The sequence below is a fragment of the Georgenia halophila genome (genome assembly GCF_039541595.1).
Map to the genome: position 1 here is coordinate 12328 of NZ_BAABGN010000013.1, position 19746 is coordinate 32073.

Genomic DNA, 19746 nt, shown 5'->3' on the forward strand with positions numbered 1-19746 from the left:
GGACCACCCACACCCGGCAGCGTCGCCGGCAGGAGGGTCCTGTCGACACCGATACTGGCACCACCCCGCCGGCGAGCCGGGCAGCGTCGCGAACCCGTCCCGAGGAGCACCCATGAGCACGACCGACACGCGAGCCAGCGCCGCCCAGGCCGACGGCGCAGCCGCCCGGGCGAGCACCGTCCAGGTCTACGACACGACCCTGCGTGACGGCGCCCAGCAGGAGGGGATGAACCTCTCGGTCGCGGACAAGCTGGCCATCGCCGCCCTGCTGGACGAGCTCGGCGTCGACTACGTCGAGGGCGGATGGCCCGGCGCCGTACCGAAGGACACCGAGTTCTTCGCGCGGGCCGCGAAGGAGCTCGACCTCAGCCACGCCCGGCTCGCCGCGTTCGGCTCCACCTGCCGTGCTGGCGCCCAGCCGGACGAGGACCCCCAGGTCCGGGCCCTGGTCGACTCCGAGGCCGGCGTGATCACGCTGGTCGCCAAGTCCGACATCCGCCACGTCGAGCGCGCCCTGCGAACCGACGGGCAGGAGAACCTGCGGATGATCTCGGCGACCGTGCGCCACCTCGTCGGCCTCGGCCGCGAGGTCGTCGTGGACGCCGAGCACTTCTTCGACGGCTACGGGTTCGACCCGGAGTACGCGTTGTCGTGCGTGCGGGCCGCCTTCGAGGCCGGCGCCGCCACCGTCGTCCTGTGCGACACCAACGGCGGGATGCTGCCCGACGTCGTCGCGCGGGTCGTGACGGACGTCCGCGCCCGGACCACCGGCCGGCTGGGCATGCACGCTCACAACGACTCCGGCTGCGCCGTCGCCAACACACTGGCCGCCGTGGCCGCCGGGGCGGGCCACGTGCAGGGCACGATCAATGGCTACGGCGAGCGCACCGGCAACGCCGACCTGGTCACCTGTGCGGCCAACCTCGAGCTCAAGCAGTCCGCGGTCACGCTGCCCGGCCTGGGGGACGCCAGCCGCATCGCGCACGCGGTCTCCGAGATCACCAACATCCCGCCGTACACCCGCCAGCCCTACGTCGGCTCCTCGGCATTCGCGCACAAGGCGGGGCTGCACGCCAGCGCCATCCGCGTGGACCCGGACCTGTACCAGCACATCGACCCCGTCACCGTCGGCAACGACATGCGGATGCTCATCTCCGAGATGGCCGGCCGGGCCTCGATCGAGCTCAAGGGCCGCGAGCTCGGCTTCGACCTCTCCGGGCAGGCGGACCTGCTCGCCCGGGTGACCAACCGGGTCAAGGCCGCCGAGGCGGATGGCTACACCTACGACGCCGCGGACGCCTCGTTCGAGCTGTTGCTGCGCTCCGAGCTCGACGGCGGTGGGCCGCACTTCTTCGACGTCGAGAGCTGGCGGGCGTTCGTCGAGCACCGGCCCAGCGGGAACGGCGCCGACACCATCGATGCGGAGGCGACGGTCAAGCTGCGCACCGGCCAGGGCCGCATGATCAGCACGGGCGAGGGCAACGGCCCCGTCAACGCGCTCGACCACGCCCTGCGCGGGGCGCTGGTCGGCACCTACCCGGAGATCGAGGACTTCGAGCTCATCGACTACCGCGTGCGCATCCTGGACTCTCAGCAGGGCACGGACGCCACCATCCGGGTGCTCATCGACACCTCCGACGGCGTCCAGAGGTGGTCCACCGTCGGCGTCGGCACCAACATCATCGAGGCCAGCTGGGAGGCCCTGACCGAGTCGATCACCTGGGGCCTGCTGCACCACGGCGTCGAGCCGCGCTGACCTGAGTCCGGTGCGAGGGTCATCGCGCCCGAGGGCCACTCCCCGCGGCGAGGGCGCCTGTTGCGCGTGTAGCCCTCGGCGCGCGGAGTAGCCCTCGCGCGGCCGCGGCGGGACCGCGCCGAGTCGTAGGCTGGTGGCGTGCACGGTGAGTACAAGGTTCCCGGTGGCAAGCTCGTCGTGGCCGACGTCGACGTCTCCGACGGCCGCCTGGCGCGCGTCAGCATCTCGGGCGACTTCTTCCTCGAGCCCGACACCGCTCTGGAGGACATCGACGCCGCGCTGACCGGCATGCCCGAGACGGCGACGGCGACCCAGCTCGCCCACGCGATCTCTGGTGCGCTCGACGGCGCGGCGATGGTGGGCTTCGGCCCCGAGGCCGTCGGCATCGCGGTGCGCCGGGCGCTCGGGCGCGCGACCGGCTGGGGCGACCACACCTTCGACGTCATCCACGGGGCACCGATCCACCCGGCCCTGAACGTCGCACTCGACCAGGTGATCCCCGAGGAGGTCGCCGCCGGGCGGCGCGGCCCCACGATGCGGATCTGGGAGTGGGACGCACCGCTGGTGGTGATCGGCTCCTTCCAGTCGGTCCGCAACGAGGTCGACCGGGAAGGCCTCGACCGCCACGGGATACTGGTGGTGCGCCGCCTCTCGGGCGGCGGGGCGATGTTCATGGAGCCCGGCAACTGCATCACCTACTCGCTCGTCGTGCCGGCCTCGCTCGTGGAGGGACTGACGTTCGAGCAGTCCTACGCCTTCCTCGACGACTGGGTGCTGGGGGCGCTCGAGGATGTCGGGGTGCGCGCGCGGTACGTGCCGCTCAACGACATCGCGTCCGAGCAGGGGAAGATCGGGGGAGCGGCACAGAAGCGGTTCGCCTCCGGCGTCGTCCTGCACCACGTGACGATGGCGTACGACATCGACGCCGACAAGATGCTCGACGTGCTGCGGGTCGGCCGCGAGAAGCTCTCGGACAAGGGCACCACCAGCGCCGACAAGCGTGTCGACCCGATGCGCTCGCAGACGGGCATGGCGCGCGAGGCGATCATCGAGGCGTTCCTCCAGCACTTCCGGAGCCGCTACCGTACGCGCGAGTCCGACTACACCGAGGCCGAGCTCGCCCGCGCGCAGGAGCTCATGGAGACGAAGTTCCTCTCCGAGGAGTGGGTCAACCGCGTCCCCTGACCCGCGCAGCTCCCGTCCCGCGGGACGCCACGTGTGCGAGCGGCAAATCGGATTGACGGCGCGGCGATGATGGCCGAGTGCGCGCGTTCGAGGAGCTGGTCGACGAGGCCGGGCGAGCGGACGTCTCCGGCTGGGACTTCAGCTGGTTGGACGGACGCGCCACCGAAGAGCGGCCGCCGTGGGGCTACGCCCGCCTCCTGTCCGAGCGCCTGCCTACGGTCGGGTCCGCGCTCGACGTCGACACCGGTGGCGGCGAGGTCCTGAACGAGGCGCCGGTCCTGCCGCCGCGGATGGTCGTCACCGAGAGCTGGCCGCCGAACGTCAGCAGGGCCCGCGACCTGCTGAGGCCGCGCGGCGTCGAGGTCGTCGAGGCGGCGGATCCGGTCTCCGCCGAGCCCTTCCCCCTTCCCGACGCCAGCTTCGAGCTGGTCACCAGCCGACACCCGGTCCGCCCGAACTGGTCCGAGATCGCTCGCGTCCTGATGCCCGGCGGGACGTACCTGGCCCAGCATGTGGGGCCGGGGTCCGCCTTCGAGCTGATCGAGTACTTCCTCGGGCCGCTGCCCGAGCAGCGCTCGGGCCGGGACCCGCAGCGCGAGGCCGGGGAAGCGGCCGCCGCAGGGCTAGAGATCGTCGATCTGCGCACCGCACGGCTGCACATGGAGTTCTTCGACATCGGCGCGGTCGTGTGGACGCTACGCAGGTGCGTCTGGTGGGTCCCGGACTTCACCGTCGACCGATACCGCGACACCCTCCGTGCGCTCGACGAGCAGATCCGGGCCGGCGGCTCGTTCGTCGCTCACTCGACGCGGCACCTCGTCGAGGCCCGCCGGACGCGGCCCGTCTCACCACGAACCGCTCCGAGGTGACCTTCCGGCACGGAACTGACATCTCGGCGAGTAGCTGACGTCTCGGCGCGTAGATGACGTCTCGCGACACGCCGTTCGTGCGCCGGCCCAGGAAGCGATATCTCTCCCGGCGCTGTCTGGGATGGCGCGGTCAGGCTCCCGGGCGGGCGCCGAAGACAGCCGTGCCGACGCGCACCATCGTCGCGCCCGCGGCCACCGCGATCTCGAGGTCGCTGCTCATGCCCATGCTCAGCTCCCGTGCCTCCGCGGTGCCCGGCGCGCCGGAGTCGAGGACGTCCGAGCGCAGCCCGGTGAGGACGTCGTACGAGGCTCGCACGAGCCGTTCCTCCGTGCTGTTCGCACCGATCGTCATCAGACCGCGCAGCCGCAGGCGCGGCAGCGCCCCGACGGCGGACGCCAGCTCGACCCCCTCGGCCGGGCCGACACCGGTCTTGGTCTTCTCACCCGAGGTGTTGACCTGGACCATGACGTCCAGCGGCTCGGGTTCCTCATCGCCGGCTCGGCGGGCCACCGCGGCGTCGAGCTTCTCGGCCAGCCGTAGGCTGTCGACCGTCTGGACGCAGCTGGACCAGCGCAGCACCTGGTTGATCTTGTTGGACTGCAGGTGCCCGATGAAGTGCATCTCGTGGGCCGGCACGTCCGCCTCGGACAGGACCGGTCCGGTGGCGGCCAGCTCTTGCGCGCGGTTGTGCCCGAGGAGGTCCGCGCCGACCTCCACCACCGCGCGCACCGTCTCGGGGGTCTGGGTCTTCACGGCGAGCAGGACACGCACCTCGTCGGGGTCCCGGTCGGCCGCACGCGCGGCCGCTGCCACCCGCCGGCGCACCGCAGCGAGGTTCCCGGCGAGACCCTGGTCCACGCTTCGACCCTACCGGCGCCTGGCCGCCTCGGTGGTGGCCTGCTCCCTGGTCGGCCGCTCACGGGCCGCCTCCGCCACGGCCGCTTCCTCACTGGCCGCATCCTCCGTGCTCGGCTGCTGCCTGGCTGGCTGCTGCGTGGCCGGCACCGCACCGTCGGAGGGGCTGGCGACCTTGCCGCCGTCGGTCTCCTGCGGGACCGCCGTGCGGCCCAGCGAGACGCCCACCGAGAGGGCACGGTGGTCCGACATCCCGAGGTTGCGCGAATGCCCCGGCTCGGTGGTGCGGACCTCGCCGTCGACGAGGATGTGGTCGAGCTGCTCGGTCGGCTCGGTGAGGGGGAATGTCGTCGCCGTCACGAGCGGTCGCAGGCCGCTGTGCCGGGACGGTTCGCCACCTGCCATGTTGAGGTCACCCATCAGCAGGAACGGACGCGGCATGCCCCGGGTCGCACGCATGATGTGGCGCAGCTGCGCGACGTTCCAGCCAGGGATGAACGTCAGGTGGGTCCCGACCACCGTCACCTGCCCCTCCGGGGTGTCCACCCGCGCGGCCAGTGCCGTGCGCGCCTCGTCCTTGACGAGCACCGGGCGCTTCCGGTCGGGAAACGTCACCGGCACCCGCTGCTGCGGGCTCGGCAGCGCCAGCACCTTCCACGAGGAGACCGGGAACCGGCTCAGCAGTGAGACGCCGTAAGCGGAGGACTCCGGTTGCTCGTCGCCGGTCGCGGCCGTCCACACGTCCGGCAGCCCGCTCATCGTGGCCACGAACCGGTGCTCATCAGCACCCATCGCCTCGGCCGCCACGTGGGTCAGGTCGGCCCCGTGCGAGCGCGGCTGGTCCCGGTCCACCTCCTGCAGGGCCAGGACGTCGGCGTCCAGCGACCGCACGGCGTCGGCCAACCGGTCGAGGTCGACCTGGCCGTCGCTGAGCGAGCGGCCGTGGAGGATGTTGAACGTCGCAATCCGCATGGGGCTCGATTGTGCCCCTCGTGGTGCGGCTGTGCCCGTCGTCGTGTACACACGCGGACATGGATGATCAGGACCGCGAGGACCTGCACGAGGCCATGCGCCTGGTGGGGGCGACCCTGGGCGACGCGGACATCCCGTTCGCGCTCGCGGGCGGGTTCGCCGCGTGGGTGCACGGCGCCCCACAGTCCGACCACGACGCGGACTTCGTCGTTCGCGAGCGAGACGCCGACGCCGCCCAGGAGGCGCTCCGGGCGAGCGTGCTCCGTGTCGAGGACCCCGCCGAGAACTGGCTCTTCAAGGCGTGGCACGGCGACGCGCTCGTCGACATCATCTTCCGGCTCGGCGGCGACCCCGTGGACGACCAGCTGCTCGAGCGCACCGACTCCTTCGACGTCTTCGGCGTCCCCATGTCAGTGCTGCGGGCCACCGACATCCTGTCCGAGAAGCTGCGGGTCCTGACCGAGCAGCGCTGCAACTTCTCCGACCTGCTGCCGGTCGCGCGGGCGCTGCGCGAGCAGGTCGACTGGTCGATGGTCCATGACAGAGTGGGCGACAACCCCTACGCCCTCGCGTTCCTGTTTCTCCTGGACCGGTTGGAGGTCATCGACGGCGGGCGCACCAGTGGCAGACTCGGGGCATGACCGAAGACCTGCACATCACCGGTGACGATGCCGCGGACGAGCTCCTCAGCGAGGACCCGCTCGCGCTGCTGATCGGCATGCTGCTCGACCAGCAGATCGCGATGGAGACCGCCTTCTCCGGACCGAAGAAGCTGGCCGACCGGCTCGGCGGCCTGGACGTGCGCCAGCTCGCCACCATGGACCCGGACAGGCTCACCGAGGTCTGCCGCACCCCGCCGGCCGTGCACCGGTACCCGGGCTCGATGGCCGGCCGCATCCAGGCGCTGTGCGCTGCGCTGGTCGAGGACTACGACGGCGACACGGCCGCGTTGTGGACGCGCGGCGACCCGGACGGTCGCGAGGTGCTGCGCCGCCTCAAGGCCCTTCCCGGGTTCGGGCCGCAGAAGGCCCAGATCTTCCTCGCGCTCCTGGGCAAGCAGCGTGGCCTGACGGCACCCGGCTGGCGCGAGGCGGCCGGCGCCTACGGCGAGGAGGGGGCGTACCGCTCCGTCGCGGACATCGTCGATCCGGGCTCGCTGACCAAGGTCCGCGAGACCAAGCGCGCCGCGAAGGCGGCGGCCAAGGCCGCCAAGGCCTGACGCCCCGCTCCACGCCCCTCATGGCCCCTCCCCAGGCACCGGCCGCACACCGCCCGACGGCGGACGTGCTCACCGTCATCGCCCTGGGCGGCGCCGTGGGCGCCCTGGCGCGGTACGGCCTAGCGCTCGCCCTGCCCCACGGCGCCGGGGCGTTCCCGTGGGCCACCTGGGTGACGAACGTCGTCGGCTGCCTGCTCGTCGGTGTCCTCATGGGCGCCATCGACGTCGCCGGACGGCCCCACCGGCTGCTCCGCCCGTTCCTCGGCGTCGGGCTGCTCGGCGGGTTCACCACCTTCTCCACCTACACGGTCGAGGTCCACGAGCTGCTCGACGCCGGAGCCCTGACGACGGCGTTCGCCTACCTCGCCGGCACCGTGCTGGCCGCGCTGGCCGCTGTCGCGGCGGGGTTGGCCCTGACCCGGTGGGCGACACGACCACGGAGGCAGACGTCATGACGGGCACTCGGACCGCACTGCGGCTGACTGTCTTCGTCGGGGAGGCCGACCAGTGGAAGCACCGGCCCGTCTACTCCGAGATCGTCCACCGCGCCCACGACTTCGGTCTGGCCGGCGCGGCCGTGTTCCGCGGCCTGGAGGGTTACGGCGCACTCAACCGCGTCCACACCAGCCGCATCCTCAGTCTCGGCGAGGACCTGCCCGTCGCCATCGTCATCGTCGACGAGCCGGCGAAGGTCCGCGATTTCCTCCCCCAGCTCGAGGGCCTGGTCACGGCCGGCTTGGCGACCGTCGACGAGGTTGAGGTGGTCCGGTCGTTCGGCAAGCGGCGCAGCGACGTGGACCCCGGCACCGGAACCGGCGGCACGGAAGCGGGCACCGGAACCGGCATCGACCCTGCCGCCACCGAGCAGGGCGGCTCGTGACGCCGATCCTCGTCGCGGTGGGCGCCGCCGTCGGTGCGCCGCTGCGCTATTGGACCGACCGCGCGATCCAGGGCCGCCTCGGCACGGCGTTCCCGTGGGGGACGCTCGGCGTCAACGTGGCGGGTTCCCTCCTGCTCGGCCTTCTCGTGGGTGGCGCCGCCGCGGGCGGGGTGGCCCCGGAGGTGCTGCACGGCGCGGGCGCCGGATTCTGCGGTGCACTGACCACCTACAGCACCTTCGGCTACGAGACGGTCCGGCTGACGGAGTCGGGGTCGTGGCTGTACGCCCTCGGCAACGTGCTGCTCAGCCTGGCGGCGGGCCTGCTGGCCGCCTGGGCCGGGCTGGGAGCGGCTGCACTGATCTGGTGACGGCGGGTCCGCCGTAGCCGAACGGACCGACTGCCCTCGATGCGACCCAGGTGCTGCCACATCGGGCACATAAGTAACAGGCGTCCCGAACGGTACGTCCGACTACGCCGACTCGATCCGGATGCCCAACGACCGCGCCATCGCCGGCAGCAGCTCGTAGGCGTCCGGCTCGCCGATGCTGGCACCGCGCAGCCCCTCGACGCCGCCGATGCCGCCGAGCCGGCACCCGGACAGGCGCACGCGCTCGCACCGCAGTCCGGACAGCTGAGCGCCGGTGAGGTCACAGTCCTGAAGCAGCACGTCGGTCAGTGACGCGCCCGTCAGGTCGGCCTCCCGCAGGTCGCAACCGCGCAGGACGACGTGCTGCCAGGTGGCGTCCTGCCAGCCGGTCAGGTTCGCCGCACCGCCCTCGATCCGCACGGACCGCAGGCGCGCACGCGTCAGCTGCCCGCCGACCAGCCGGACCTCCCGCAGCGAGCAACGGACCAGCGACAGTCCCGGGGCGCGCAGGTTCGCCAGGTCCGTGCCGTCGAGGCGGCAGTCGACCAGGACGGTGTGCTGCCAGGTCGCGCCGGCGGCACGCATCCGCTCGAGGGCAGAGGCCTCCACCTGCACCTCGTCGAGCTCCGCGCCGGACAGGACCGCTCCGCTGAGATCGACGCCGGTCAGGGTGCTGCCCGCGTCCAGGTCGGCGGGGGAGGAGGGCATCAGGTGCGCCGCGACGTCCGGCTCGGGCACCTTCGGTGCCGCCGGCGGCCCGCCCCGGCCAGCCGGCCTCACGAGCGCCCCACCGGTGCGACGAGAGCACCGGTCAGGGTGACCAAGTCCGCCGGAGCGAGCTCGACGTCGACGCCGCGCCGGCCGGCACTGACGAACACCGTCGGGTGCTCCATCGCGGAGACGGCGACGACGGTCGGCAGCGTGGTGCGCTGGCCGAGCGGCGAGATCCCGCCGACGACGTACCCGGTTGCCCGCTCCGCCGCGCCCGTATCGGCCATCTCGGCCCGCTTGCCGCCGACCGCGGCCGCGAGCGCCTTGAGGTCCAGCCGTCCCGCTACGGGCACGACGGCGACCGCGAGCGTGCCGTCGATGCTCGCCACGAGCGTCTTGAGGACCCGGGCGCGGTCGACGCCGAGCGCTGCCGCGGCCTCGGCGCCGTACTCGGCGGCCCTCGGGTCGTGGTCGTAGGGCCGCACGTCGTGGGGGACGCCGGCCTCGGCGAGCACCCGCAGGGCAGGGGTGCCCACCGTCGTGCTTCCGGAGCGTCCGCCCGCCTTCTGCTTCATGCGCTCAGCGTGTCCCGAGTGCGAGTGTGCGGACCACCGGTTTTCCGGCCTCGTCCGAGGCGTCCAGGTCGACCATCGCGGTCAGGCCCCAGTCGTGGTCGCCCTCCGGATCGTCGAAGGTCTGGCGCACCAGCCAGGTACGCGGGCGGAGCACGTCCTCCGGCACGCCGTCGGGAAGATCGGCCGCGCCGGGCTGCTCGGTGACGGTCACCAGCGACGCGGCCCGGGCCTCCGGGCCGAAGCCGATCCACTCGTACTCGCCCCAGTACGGATCCATCGCGGCCTCCCACCGGGCGGCGTCCCAGGCACCCGGTCCGCCGTCGGCGGGTGCGGCCTCCAGCCCGGCGAGGGCGTCGTACGCCTCCCGTGCCAGCAGCTCGACGCGGCGGAACACGGCGTTGCGCACGGCCACCCGGAAGGCGTGCCGGTTCCGGGTCAGCGACAGCTCGCCATCGGGTCCCTCGCCGAAGCGGCGCTCGGCGGCGGGCTCGGAGTCGGCCGGGTCCGGCGGCGCCGTCGCCCCCGCGGAGGCCGCCGCGCCGGCGGAAAGGGCCTCCCACTCGTCCAGCAGGGAGGAGTCGACGGCGCGCACGAGCTCACCCAGCCAGGTGATGATCGCCTCCACCTCCTCGGTGCGGGCCGCCGACGGGACCACCTGGCGCAGTGCGCGGTAGGTGTCGGTCAGGTAGCGCAGGACCACGCCCTCGGAGCGGGCCAGCTGATAGCGCGAGACGAGCTCGGAGAACGTCATCGCGTGCTCGACCATCTCGCGGACCACCGACTTGGGCTTGAGCTCGTAGTCGGAGACCCACGGGTTCGTCTGCCGGTAGGTGGCCAGCGCCGCCTCGAGGAGCTCGGCGAGCGGCCGCGGCCAGGTGACGTCCTCGAGCAGCGCCATGCGCTCCTCGTACTCGATGCCCTCGGCCTTCATGGCACCGATGGCTTCGCCGCGGGCTTCCCGGGCCTGCGCGTACAGCACCGGCCGCGGGTCCTCCTGCGTCGCCTCGACGATGGAGACGACGTCGAGCGCGAAGTCCGGGTCCTCGACGTCCAGCAGGTCGATCGCGGCCAGCGCGAACGGTGACAGCGGCGCGTTGAGGGCGAAGTCCCGCGGCAGGTCCACGGTGAGCCGGACGTACGGCTCGCCGGGGTGCTCGCGGCGCCACTGCGCCCCGCGGTGCTCGACGATCCCACCGCTGCGCAGCGAGCGGTAGATCTCGATCGCGCGGCGCAGGTGCGGGTTGCGGTCGCGCCGCGGGTCGTGGTTGTCGGTCACCAGCCGGTACATGGCGGCGACCGGGTCGCCCGGACGCGACAGGACGGCCAGGACCATGGTGTGGGTCACGCGGAACTGGCTGGTGAGGGGCTCGGGCGCGGCGTCGCGGAGCCGCAGATACGTCTTCTCGGTCCAGTTGACCGCACCGGCCGGCGGCTTCTTGCGGACGACCTTCTTGCGCTTCTTCTCGTCGTCGCCCGCCTTGGCCAGCGCCTTGGCGTTCTCGACCTCGTGCTCGGGTGCCTGCACGACCACCTCGCCCGTGGTGTCGAACCCGGCGCGGCCGGCCCGCCCGGCGACCTGGTGGAACTCCCGGGCGCTCAGGTGCCGCATCCGTTCGCCGTCGAACTTGGCCAGCGCGTTGAGCACCACCGTGCGGATCGGCACGTTGATCCCGACACCGAGGGTGTCGGTCCCGCACACGACGCCGAGCAGGCCGCCCTGGGTCAGCCGCTCGACCAGGCGCCGGTAGCGCGGCAGCATCCCGGCGTGGTGGACCCCGACGCCGTGGCGCAGCAGTCGCGAGAGCGTCTGCCCGAAGCCGGGGCCGAACCGGAAGTCGCCGAGGGCGTCGGAGATCCGGTCGCGCTGCTCGCGGGTCGCCACCTGCACCGAGGTCAGGGCCTGGGCCCGTTCGACGGCGTCCCGCTGGGCGAAGTGCACCACGTAGACCGGGGCGCGGTGGGTCTGGACGAGCTCGAGCACGAGGTCCTGGACCGGTTCGAGGGAGTAGGAGAAGGACAGCGGCACGGGTCGTTCCGCGTCGTCGACGACGGCGACCTCGATGCCGGTGCGGCGGCGCAGGTCGTCACGGAAGAAGGTGACGTCACCGAGCGTGGCGGACATCAGGAGGAACTGCGCGCGCGGCAGCTCGAGGAGCGGTACCTGCCAGGCCCAGCCGCGTTGGGGGTCCGCGTAGAAGTGGAACTCGTCCATGACGACGACGTCGGCGTCGGTGTCGGCGCCGTCCCGCAGCGCCTGGTTGGCGAGGATCTCCGCGGTGCAGCAGATGATCGGTGCGTCGGCGTTGATGGCGGTGTCACCGGTGACCATGCCGACGTTGTCGGACCCGAAGTGCTCGACGAGGTCGAAGAACTTCTCCGAGACCAGCGCCTTGAGCGGGGCGGTGTAGTAGCCGGTTCGGCCGGTCGCCAGCGCCGTGAACAGCGCCCCGACGGCGACGAGGGACTTGCCGGACCCGGTCGGCGTGGACAGGACGACGTGCGAGCCGGTGATCAGCTCGAGCACCGCCTCCTCCTGGTGCGGGTAGAGGCTCAGCCCGGACCCGGTGACCCACCGCTCGTAGGCGGCGTAGAGCGCGTCGGGGTCGTGGCTGTCGCCGGCGTCCTCGAGCTCGTCCAGGGCCAGGTTGAGGGTCGCGTCCGGCATCCGTCGATCCTCTCACCCGGGCGGTGCGGTCGGGGCGCCCGGTTCGGCGGTGACCGGTGCCTGTCGGCCGGCACACGGCAGGCCCCGGACGTATCCGGGGCCTGCCGACGAACCTGAACGCCGGGGATCGGGTACCGGCCGACGATCAGGTGGCGTCAGGTCGCATCAGGTGCAGGAGTCAGCTGCCGTTGCGGGCATCGCGCATCCGCTCCTTGGACTCCTGGGTGCGACCGGCGACGTCGTCCCGGGCCTGCTGGCCCTCGGACCTGACGCCCTCGGCGCCCGACCGGGCGGTGTCCTTGACCTCCTGGGCGCCGGAGGTGGCGGTCTCCCTGACGTCCTGCGTGGCCTGCTGCGCGGGCTCACGGAGGTGGTCCGCCGTCTCCTTGGCGGTGTCCTTGACCTCCTGGGTGGCACGCTGCACCTGGTCGCTGCCCTTCGCCTGCTGGACCATCTCCCGCTCCTTGCGTGAGGAGGGCACGAGCGAGGAGGCCAGCAGGCCGACGCCGAACGCGATCACGCCGGCGGCGAGCGGGTTGCCCTCGGCCTTGCGCCGCGCCCGCTGCGGGCTCTCCTTCGCCTTGTCGCCGGTCCCCGACATGGTCTCGGACAGGTTCTCCTTGGCGTCCTCGGCGGCGCCGAAGACCCTTTCCTTCGCACCTGTGGCGGCGTCCTTCACCTTCTCCGTCTGGCGCTCGGCCATCCGGCTCGGGCTGGACTTCTCGCCCAGTGCGTCGACGTCGTCGCTGAGCTCGGCACGAGTTCGTTCGATGTCTGCGCGGATCTGGTCCGGGTCGTTCGTCGTCATGATGACTCCTGTCCTTTGAGAGCGTCCGGGATCTTCTTGACGGTCTCGGCCGTCTGCGGCATGCCCTTCCGGGCGCGCTGGGTCTCCTTCTTGCCTCGGGCGGCCAGGACGGCGGCGACGATCCCCCAGATGACGGCCACGATCAGAGCCGACCACCCGAGTGCCGGCTCGTCACCTCCGTCACCGATCCACGCGCCGATCGCCCACCACAGGGCCAGCGACAGGAAGAGCAGCAGGAAGTGGGCTGCCCAGGCGGCGCCCCCGAACATCCCGGCGCCCTTGCCCACCTCCTTGGCGGACTGCGTGGTCTCGGCCTTGGCGAGGGCGATCTCCTGCCGGATCAGCGTGGAGAGGTCGCGGCTGATCTCGGAGAACAGCTCGCCCACGGAGGCCTCGGAGACATCACGCTGTGCGGGTTTGTCGCTCTGCGACCGCTGCGTCTGCTCGCTCATCGAACCTCACCCGAACGGTTCGGATCGGTGGTGGAGCCGGGCGTGCTCGACGCGCCGGCCGTGGCCGTGCCGGCGGTGGTCCCGCCGACGCCGCTCTGGTCGCCGGTGGGCGTGCCGTAAGGCGCGTACTCGGTCGTCGACCCGCCGGCGTAGCGACCCTCGCCGCCCTGGCCCGGCTGAGTGCTCCTGTCCGCAGGGGTCCCGGCGTGGCGTCCCTCCCCGGACTCCTCGGACGACGCGTCCTTCAGGCTCCGGGTTGTTCGGCCGACCAGGAGCCCCAGCGCCGCCGCACCGAGGAGGAACGTTCCCGGGTGCCGCCGGGCGTAGGTGGTGACCTCGTCGAGCACGTCGGCGGGCTCACGCTGGTCCAGCCAGTCACCCACCTGGTCCGCGTACGAGGCCGCACGACGGACGCACTCGCTCGCCACGCCCTGCTGCGAGCTGTTCTCCGCCATGCTGCCCATCTCGCTCGAGAAGTCATGCAGGCCGCCGGCGAGCCGGTGCTGCTGGGACCCCGCCTGCTCGGTGATCTCGCGCCGACCCTGGTCGTAGAGATCGCGTGCCTGGGTCTTGGCCTCCTCGGCTGTCTCCCGGGTGCGGTCCTTGGCGACCTCCGCGGTCTGTGTCGCTTCCTGCTTGGCCGTGTCGCCCACCTGACGGGCGTCGTCACGGGCGGTGTTCGCTACGCCGGTGGCCTCCTGCTTGGCGGCGTCCCGGGTGTCCGGAGGCTGCTGGGCGCCGCTGGACCCGGCACCGGGGGGAGGCGGTGGGTTGGCGCCTGCCGGCGGGGCCGCTCCGGGCGTTGCGGACGTCCCGTCCTGCGGACGGCTGAAACGTTCAGTCATCGTGCGTCCTTTCGCTTCCGGTTCGTCGGCGAGGCATCGGCTCGCCCTGCCTGAATCGGTACTGAAGCGCTAGTGAAACACACCGCTTCTCGCAGCGCGCGTGCGGTTGGCGCGTCGCGGCGCCGGTCTGTCGCGCGCCGGCGAAGCGGTTCTGCATCGATCCTGACGCGAAGTGAACCTGGGCGGTGACAAAGCTGCAGGCCGTAGGCCACCGCGGATCCTCGACTGTGCTCCGCAGCGCGAGCAGACGTGGGCGCTTCCGTCCGGATCCTCAGTGAGCGGACGCGGGCGCGGGTCCGGTCGTGGAGCCCACCAGGGCGGTGAGCAGCCGTTCGATCGGTCCACGGCCGAGGAACCGTCGCCACAGCCACGCGAAGGCCAGCGCGATCACGATGAACCAGACGAGCACGGCGTTCGACTCCGGGTACCAGACGATGTCGTTGCCCATGATCGCGATGGCGACGATCTGGACCGAGTAGACGGTCAGGCTCATCGCACCTGCCGCCGCCGCGGGGGAGAGCACGGCGGAGACCACGCGGCCGGCTGCGCCGGGCCGGGTGAACAGCAGGAGCAGCCCTGTCACGGCCAGCGACGTGCCGCAGCTCCCCACGACCTCGACCGGGCTGTACTCGTGCGGGCCGCCGCTGATCAGCCGGTGCAGGTACGGCGACGCTTCGGAGACGCCGGCGTCCAGCAGCAGGCGTGAGCTGCCCCAGGCAACGGTGGCGAGGGTGGCACCGACGGCCACCATGCCGGCCTGGAAGCGGGCCGAGGTCAGGTCGGAACGGCCGACCGCGAGCCCGAGCAGCACATAGGCGGAGAAGATCAGCGCCGCGTAGTGGCCGGTCGCGAAGACGTCCATCGGGATCTCCACCGGGTCCGCCAGACCGGTGAGCTCACCGACGTAGCTGCGGTCCCCGGGGCTCAGGGGCGTAGTGAGCAGGAAGATCACGACGGGGGAGACGAACGCGGCGGTACCGGCACCGAGCAGGATCCAGCGGCGGGCGGCGGCCAGGAACGGCAGGGCGAGGACGAACATCACCGCGTACGCGGGCAGGATCACGAGCACCGGCGTCCCGAGCGCGACCAGCACGAGGCCGAGGATCAGCAGCAGGCCGGCGCGGTAGAAGATCTTCAGGCGTGCCCGGGCCAGCACGAGCCCGGTCGGCGGGTCCCGCCGGCCGGTCGACAGGGCGAGGGAGACGCCGGCGAGGAACGCGAACAGGGCGGCCGAGCGGCCGTCGGCGATCATGTGCCATCCCGGGTCGGCGCCGCCGTCGGCGGTGTCGGCACCCAGATGTGCGACGAACATGCCCAGGATCGCCAGCCCCCGGGCGACATCGATCCCGGTCAGCCGCCGGGACGCCTGGTCGGACGGCTGCGGCTCACGCGGTCCACCGGCCGCGTACCCGCCCGACGTCGGCACCCCGGCTGCGTCGACCGGGGCGCCGTGCGGCGGGTTGCCGGGCTGCGGCGAGGACGTCACGCACCGAGACTACGGCGTGGCGGGGCGCGTGCGGCGGGAGAGCAGCCGCCCGAGCAGGCCGACGGCGAGCACGCCGAGCCCGGTCAGCACGGAGACGGTCGGCAGGGTAACCACGAGCACCAGGCAGCCGATCACGCCGAGGACCTGCACCCAGCGCGGGTAGCGGCGCTCGTTCGGCCGCTGCGTCAGTGCGGAGACGTTGGCGATCGCGTAGTAGAGCAGCACGCCGACCGAGGAGAAGCCGATGATCTCGCGCAGGTCGGCCACCAGCACGGCCACCACCACGACGGCCGCGACCGCCGACTCGGTGCGGTGCGGCACGCCGAACCGGGGGTGCACGGCGGCCAGGTATCGGGGGAGGTCCCGCTCGCGGGCCATCGCCAGCGACGTGCGCCCGACGCCGGCGAGCATCGCGAGCAGCGCGCCCAGGCACGCGGCCGCGGCGCCGACGCGCACGACGGGACCCGCCCACGCCCATGTGCCGGCGGCCACGGCGTCGGCCACCGGCGCATCCGACGCCGCGAGGCCGTCCGGCCCCAGCACCGACAGCAGCGTGGCCGCCACCGCCACGTACAGCACGGCCACGGCCAGCAGCGTCGCGACGATGGCGAGCGGGATCGTCCTGGCCGGGTCGCGTACCTCCTCGCCGAGGGTGGCGATGCGCGCGTAGCCGGCGAACGCGAAGAAGATGAGACCGGCCGCCTGCAGCACCCCGAGCGCGGTGACCGGCGGCTCGAGGGTCAGGACGGCCGTGCCGGACCGCGCGGCGGGCGTACCGCCGCCGAGCAGCGCCGCGGCCAGCGCGACGAGGAGCCCGAGGACGACCACGGCCAGGATCGCGCGCGCCAGGCCGGCGGTCCGGGTGACCCCTCGCCGGCTCACCAGCGTCAGGGCCACCACGGCGGCCGCGGCGACCGGGCGCTGCCACGCCTCCGGCACCGTGTAGGCGGCGAACGTCGTGGCCATGGCCGCGCAGGAGGCGGTCTTGCCGATGACGAAGCACCAGCCGGCCGCGAACCCCCACCAGTGCCCGAGCTGCTTCCGGCCGTAGACGTACGTCCCGCCCGACGTCGGGTGCACGGCGGCCAGCTGTGCCGAGGAGGTGGCGTTGCACAGGGCGACGACGACCGCGAGCCCCAGGCCCGCGAGGAGCCAGGTCCCGGCGGCCTTGGCGGCGGGGGCGAAGACCGCGAACACGCCGGCGCCGATCATCGCGGAGGCGCCGATGACGACGGCGTCGGTCAGCCCGAGCCGCCGGGCGAGGGGCGCGTTGGTCACGGCGCGCAGGCTATCGGTGCCTGGTGAACATCCCGGTGCGGGTCGGGCGGTGGTGGATCTTCCCGCCGGCCGACGTGCCGGCCGCCGGGGAGACGTTCACCAGCGGTGGGCGACGTCGACGACCATGCGTGAGTAGTCGCCGGGGCCGTCCAGGACGAACACCCGGAACGGCAGCCGCGCACGGACACCGAGCCCGATGGTGGTCTGGCCCTCGAAGGTGCCGGCCGAGGCGAGCTGGCGGAACGTGCGGTAGCCGGTCACGTCTGTCAGCTCACGCGGATTCGCAGGGCGGTACGTCGCGCGCCCGGAGTCGTCGTAGGCAGGCGCGCGGACGACGACGGCGAGCTGCGCACCGCCGCGGAGCGGCACGACCGTGCCGGCTCCGTCGGTCCGGACCGCGCTCACGTAGCGCACGTCGTAACCGCGGACATCACCGAGGACGTCCACGACCATCCGGTCGAAGCAGGTGTGCCGACCGGTTCGGACGTTCTCGACGGTCGCGGCGGATTGGGCCGAGGCGCTCTCGCGCAGCGAGCCCCAGTGGATGCCGCAGTACGGCGTGGCCTGTGCCGCGGCGGCGGTGGGGCCCACCAGGGCGAGCCCGAGCAACAGCATGAGGACCGAACGGAAGAGACGCTTCATCGCATGCTCCGTCTTCAGGGACCGTCCCCCCTGTGCGGGCGACCTTACCCCGGTCCCTGACCTTCGGCGGTCGTGCACGGGAGCGAATTGGTAACGATCGCCCAGCCCTGCTAGCACTGCCGCGCGCGCCGGGCGATGGCCGGAAAATATGCAGAACTTGCCGTGCGCAACCGCAAGTTCGGCACTTTTTGGGGCGATCTGGCGCCGATCAGTCCGCGTGCAGCAGGAGGCCGGTGACCTCCAGCAGGCGCGTCCGCAGCGGCGCCGCACGCTCGGCGAAGGCGCGTTGCTGCGCGACGTACTCCGCCCGGCCGGCCGTGGTCTCGATGGCGACCGGCTCGTGGCCGAGCTCGCGGAAGTCGTACGGGGACGCACGCATGTCCAGGACGCGGATGTCGCGGGCCAGCTCGAAGCAGTCGAGCATCAGCTCGCCCGGGCAGGCGGGTCCGAGGAGGTTTCCGGCCTTGAGCAGGTCCATGTTGGCGTGGAGGCAGCCCGGCTGCTCGAGGTCCGGCTGCGTCGCCCGGGTCGGCTGCGTGCGGTTGAGCGGCCGTGCCGGCTCGGTGAAGAAGCGGAACGCGTCGAAGTGCGAGCAGCGCACCGGGTGGGACTCGACCACCGCGTCCGTGCGCTCCTGTCCGAGCCGCAGCGGTAGCTCGTGCCGGTGCTCGCGCTGCCGGTAGACCATCGCCCACTCGTGCAGCCCCAGGCACCCGAGGTGCGCCGGCCGCTCGGCGGTGCGGCGGAGCAGGTCGTCCAGCCAGCGCACGCCGGCGTCCCGGTCGGCGAGGTAGGCGGGCAGGTCCAGCGTCACCCCGCCGTCGGGCGTGCGGGTGTGCCAGCGCCAGCCGGCCCGGACGGCGAGCTCCTGGCGGACTGCGGTGTCGCCGTCGTCGCTCAGGACGACGCCGGCGCCGGGGTGCCAGCGAGCGAGCTTGCCAGGCCGGATCGGGTAGTACTCGAAGAGGAAGTCCTCCACCGGGTCCTTCTCGCCACGGGATCGCCGCTCGCGCCGCGCGGCCGTGAGCGCGTCGGCCCGCTCGGCATGGGCAGCGGCGCGCTCCAGCCACTCGGTGGGTGCGAGCATGCGGGTCGTGATCGTGACGGTCACCGGACCAGGGTAGGAGGGCTGGGCTCCACCGGGCGCGCCCACGGTCGTCGGGTGCGACCCGTTGGCGTGCATCCGGCAGGCGATTCCTGCGGGATCACCACCACTGGCTGGGCTCCCGGCCAGTTCTGCGGGCCGAGAGGGTCACCGGATCGTGGTCCCAGACGGTTCGGCAACGGGACGGGCCCCGGCCGGCGGACGGCTGGGTCGTGCGGCTGACGCTCAGCCGACGGGTCGATCGGTGGCCGCGAGGCTGCCGAGCAGCGCCAGGGACCGCTCTGTGTCGCTGCCTGGTCCCGCCTCGTAGACGAGGAGCTGCTGACCGCGCGATCCGTTGACCGTGAACGTGTGGTACCGGAGGTCGAGCACACCGACCTCGGGGTGGTGGAATCGTTTCGAGTCCTCGGTCTTGCCCTGGACGCGGCTCTGACCCCACAAGCGGCCGAAGACCCTGCTCGCGGCACTCAGCTCGTCGACGAGGTCACGTACCTGCTCCTCCGGAAGCGTCGCGGTCGTGTGCCGCAGGTGCGCGACCGTCGACTCGGCGGCCCGGTGCCAGTCGTCGTAGAACGCGGGAGCGTCGGGATCGAGAAACACCGCGCGAGCGAGGTTGTCGGCATGGCGCAGCGGCGCGAACAGTGCGGCGCCGAGCTCGTTGCGTGCCAGGACGTCCAGCAGGGGCGAGAGCACGAAGGCGGGCTGGTCGCTCCACCGGTCGAGCAGGCCGGTCAGGTGCGGTGCGACGTGATGGACCGTACGAGTCGGCGGCGGGACGAGCCCGGCGAGCAGGAACAGATGGTCTCGCTCGTCCCCGTGCAGGTCGAACGCGCGCCCGAGGGAATCGACGACCTGAGCCGACGGGTGGTCCTCCCGGCCTTGCTCCAGGCGCGTGTAGTAGTCGACGCTCACACCGGCGAGGACCGCCACCTCCTCGCGGCGCAACCCTGTCACGCGGCGCGGGCCGCCCAAGGGCAGTCCCACCCGCTCCGGACCGGTGCGACCACGGAGGGCACGGAGGTGGTCGGCGAGGGACATGCCAGCAGCGTAGGCCTGGGCACTCCGGTGTGCCTG

Annotated in this window: 21 protein-coding genes; 8 read left to right on the plus strand and 13 right to left on the minus strand. The window is 72.6% G+C overall.

The annotated features are described in order from the left end of the window. Positions 1 to 226 precede the first annotated feature (226 nt). The 3 genes from cimA (at position 227) to ABD907_RS16165 (ending at position 3810) form a co-directional block, all read left to right on the plus strand. A complete protein-coding gene (cimA, locus tag ABD907_RS16155; RefSeq protein ID WP_425555798.1) occupies positions 227 to 1756 on the plus strand; it encodes a citramalate synthase in 1530 nt (509 codons plus the stop codon). Between the two features lie 138 nt (positions 1757 to 1894). Beyond that, a complete protein-coding gene (gene lplAB, locus ABD907_RS16160; protein WP_345217399.1) occupies positions 1895 to 2941 on the plus strand; it encodes a lipoate-protein ligase LplAB in 1047 nt (348 codons plus the stop codon). 77 nt (positions 2942 to 3018) lie between these two features. Next, on the plus strand, positions 3019 to 3810 hold the full coding sequence (locus ABD907_RS16165) for a class I SAM-dependent methyltransferase (RefSeq protein ID WP_345217400.1): 792 nt from the start codon (positions 3019 to 3021) through the stop codon (positions 3808 to 3810). A 130-nt stretch (positions 3811 to 3940) separates the two neighbouring features. Here ABD907_RS16165 and ABD907_RS16170 read toward each other — a convergent pair whose 3' ends face one another. Then, complete coding sequence (locus ABD907_RS16170) at positions 3941 to 4669, minus strand: YggS family pyridoxal phosphate-dependent enzyme (protein ID WP_345217401.1); 729 nt, start codon at positions 4667 to 4669, stop codon at positions 3941 to 3943. A gap of 9 nt (positions 4670 to 4678) precedes the next feature. Further along, positions 4679 to 5638, minus strand: coding sequence for an endonuclease/exonuclease/phosphatase family protein (locus ABD907_RS16175; protein ID WP_345217403.1), 960 nt, complete (start codon positions 5636 to 5638; stop codon positions 4679 to 4681). A 59-nt stretch (positions 5639 to 5697) separates the two neighbouring features. Between ABD907_RS16175 and ABD907_RS16180 the strand changes: the two genes are divergently transcribed. The 5 genes from ABD907_RS16180 to ABD907_RS16200 are packed head-to-tail and all read left to right on the plus strand — an operon-like array spanning position 5698 to position 8105. Further along, positions 5698 to 6279: a hypothetical protein gene (locus tag ABD907_RS16180; protein WP_345217405.1), complete on the plus strand. Its 582-nt coding sequence runs from the start codon at positions 5698 to 5700 to the stop codon at positions 6277 to 6279. Then, a complete protein-coding gene (locus tag ABD907_RS16185; protein ID WP_345217406.1) occupies positions 6276 to 6857 on the plus strand; it encodes an HhH-GPD-type base excision DNA repair protein in 582 nt (193 codons plus the stop codon). The genes ABD907_RS16180 and ABD907_RS16185 overlap by 4 nt, the downstream gene beginning before the upstream one ends. 20 nt (positions 6858 to 6877) lie before the next feature. Beyond that, positions 6878 to 7312, plus strand: coding sequence for a fluoride efflux transporter FluC (locus ABD907_RS16190; protein WP_345217408.1), 435 nt, complete (start codon positions 6878 to 6880; stop codon positions 7310 to 7312). Then, positions 7309 to 7737, plus strand: a complete 429-nt coding sequence (locus ABD907_RS16195; protein ID WP_345217409.1) for a DUF190 domain-containing protein — start codon at positions 7309 to 7311, stop codon at positions 7735 to 7737. Before ABD907_RS16190 ends, ABD907_RS16195 begins: the two co-directional genes overlap by 4 nt. After that, the gene (locus ABD907_RS16200) at positions 7734 to 8105 is read left to right on the plus strand and encodes a fluoride efflux transporter FluC (RefSeq protein WP_345217411.1); all 372 of its coding nucleotides are present in this window, start codon (positions 7734 to 7736) and stop codon (positions 8103 to 8105) included. Before ABD907_RS16195 ends, ABD907_RS16200 begins: the two co-directional genes overlap by 4 nt. A gap of 102 nt (positions 8106 to 8207) precedes the next feature. Here ABD907_RS16200 and ABD907_RS16205 read toward each other — a convergent pair whose 3' ends face one another. The 11 genes from ABD907_RS16205 to ABD907_RS16255 all read right to left on the minus strand — a co-directional run bounded on the left by ABD907_RS16205 (position 8208) and on the right by ABD907_RS16255 (position 19710). Further along, complete coding sequence (locus tag ABD907_RS16205) at positions 8208 to 8843, minus strand: pentapeptide repeat-containing protein (RefSeq protein WP_345217413.1); 636 nt, start codon at positions 8841 to 8843, stop codon at positions 8208 to 8210. Positions 8844 to 8881: 38 nt separating this feature from the next. Beyond that, positions 8882 to 9391 carry a Cys-tRNA(Pro) deacylase gene (gene ybaK / locus ABD907_RS16210; RefSeq protein WP_345217415.1) on the minus strand — a complete coding sequence of 170 codons (510 nt, stop codon included), beginning with the start codon at positions 9389 to 9391 and terminating at the stop codon, positions 8882 to 8884. Between the two features lie 4 nt (positions 9392 to 9395). Beyond that, positions 9396 to 12056: a DEAD/DEAH box helicase gene (locus ABD907_RS16215; protein ID WP_345217416.1), complete on the minus strand. Its 2661-nt coding sequence runs from the start codon at positions 12054 to 12056 to the stop codon at positions 9396 to 9398. Positions 12057 to 12234: 178 nt separating this feature from the next. Beyond that, the gene (locus ABD907_RS16220) at positions 12235 to 12864 is read right to left on the minus strand and encodes a DUF3618 domain-containing protein (protein ID WP_345217418.1); all 630 of its coding nucleotides are present in this window, start codon (positions 12862 to 12864) and stop codon (positions 12235 to 12237) included. Next, entirely contained in the window at positions 12861 to 13316 is a 456-nt protein-coding gene (locus ABD907_RS16225; RefSeq protein ID WP_345217420.1) for a phage holin family protein, read from the minus strand. Before ABD907_RS16225 ends, ABD907_RS16220 begins: the two co-directional genes overlap by 4 nt. After that, positions 13313 to 14161 (minus strand): hypothetical protein, encoded by an 849-nt coding sequence (locus ABD907_RS16230; protein WP_345217422.1) that lies wholly within the window; start codon positions 14159 to 14161, stop codon positions 13313 to 13315. Before ABD907_RS16230 ends, ABD907_RS16225 begins: the two co-directional genes overlap by 4 nt. Positions 14162 to 14432: 271 nt before the next feature. Beyond that, complete coding sequence (locus ABD907_RS16235) at positions 14433 to 15647, minus strand: heparan-alpha-glucosaminide N-acetyltransferase domain-containing protein (RefSeq protein WP_345217424.1); 1215 nt, start codon at positions 15645 to 15647, stop codon at positions 14433 to 14435. 9 nt (positions 15648 to 15656) lie between these two features. After that, entirely contained in the window at positions 15657 to 16925 is a 1269-nt protein-coding gene (locus ABD907_RS16240) for an APC family permease (protein WP_345217426.1), read from the minus strand. A 96-nt stretch (positions 16926 to 17021) separates the two neighbouring features. Next, positions 17022 to 17567 (minus strand): AMIN-like domain-containing (lipo)protein, encoded by a 546-nt coding sequence (locus ABD907_RS16245; RefSeq protein WP_345217427.1) that lies wholly within the window; start codon positions 17565 to 17567, stop codon positions 17022 to 17024. 208 nt (positions 17568 to 17775) lie between these two features. After that, positions 17776 to 18654, minus strand: a complete 879-nt coding sequence (locus ABD907_RS16250) for a 3-methyladenine DNA glycosylase (protein WP_345218888.1) — start codon at positions 18652 to 18654, stop codon at positions 17776 to 17778. A gap of 243 nt (positions 18655 to 18897) precedes the next feature. Further along, positions 18898 to 19710, minus strand: coding sequence for a helix-turn-helix transcriptional regulator (locus ABD907_RS16255; RefSeq protein WP_345217429.1), 813 nt, complete (start codon positions 19708 to 19710; stop codon positions 18898 to 18900). Between the last annotated feature and the right edge of the window lie 36 nt (positions 19711 to 19746).

What these genes read in the sequence shown, in the direction of transcription:
- cimA (WP_425555798.1), top strand. Translation starts at nt 227, where the DNA reads ATGAACCTCTCGGTCGCGGACAAGCTGGCCATCGCCGCCCTGCTGGAC.
- ABD907_RS16175 (WP_345217403.1), bottom strand. Translation starts at nt 5,638, where the DNA reads ATGCGGATTGCGACGTTCAACATCCTCCACGGCCGCTCGCTCAGCGAC.
- ABD907_RS16180 (WP_345217405.1), top strand. Translation starts at nt 5,698, where the DNA reads ATGGATGATCAGGACCGCGAGGACCTGCACGAGGCCATGCGCCTGGTG.
- ABD907_RS16185 (WP_345217406.1), top strand. Translation starts at nt 6,276, where the DNA reads ATGACCGAAGACCTGCACATCACCGGTGACGATGCCGCGGACGAGCTC.
- ABD907_RS16190 (WP_345217408.1), top strand. Translation starts at nt 6,878, where the DNA reads ATGGCCCCTCCCCAGGCACCGGCCGCACACCGCCCGACGGCGGACGTG.
- ABD907_RS16195 (WP_345217409.1), top strand. Translation starts at nt 7,309, where the DNA reads ATGACGGGCACTCGGACCGCACTGCGGCTGACTGTCTTCGTCGGGGAG.
- ybaK (WP_345217415.1), bottom strand. Translation starts at nt 9,391, where the DNA reads ATGAAGCAGAAGGCGGGCGGACGCTCCGGAAGCACGACGGTGGGCACC.
- ABD907_RS16215 (WP_345217416.1), bottom strand. Translation starts at nt 12,056, where the DNA reads ATGCCGGACGCGACCCTCAACCTGGCCCTGGACGAGCTCGAGGACGCC.
- ABD907_RS16220 (WP_345217418.1), bottom strand. Translation starts at nt 12,864, where the DNA reads ATGACGACGAACGACCCGGACCAGATCCGCGCAGACATCGAACGAACT.
- ABD907_RS16225 (WP_345217420.1), bottom strand. Translation starts at nt 13,316, where the DNA reads ATGAGCGAGCAGACGCAGCGGTCGCAGAGCGACAAACCCGCACAGCGT.
- ABD907_RS16230 (WP_345217422.1), bottom strand. Translation starts at nt 14,161, where the DNA reads ATGACTGAACGTTTCAGCCGTCCGCAGGACGGGACGTCCGCAACGCCC.
- ABD907_RS16245 (WP_345217427.1), bottom strand. Translation starts at nt 17,567, where the DNA reads ATGAAGCGTCTCTTCCGTTCGGTCCTCATGCTGTTGCTCGGGCTCGCC.
- ABD907_RS16250 (WP_345218888.1), bottom strand. Translation starts at nt 18,654, where the DNA reads ATGCTCGCACCCACCGAGTGGCTGGAGCGCGCCGCTGCCCATGCCGAG.
- ABD907_RS16255 (WP_345217429.1), bottom strand. Translation starts at nt 19,710, where the DNA reads ATGTCCCTCGCCGACCACCTCCGTGCCCTCCGTGGTCGCACCGGTCCG.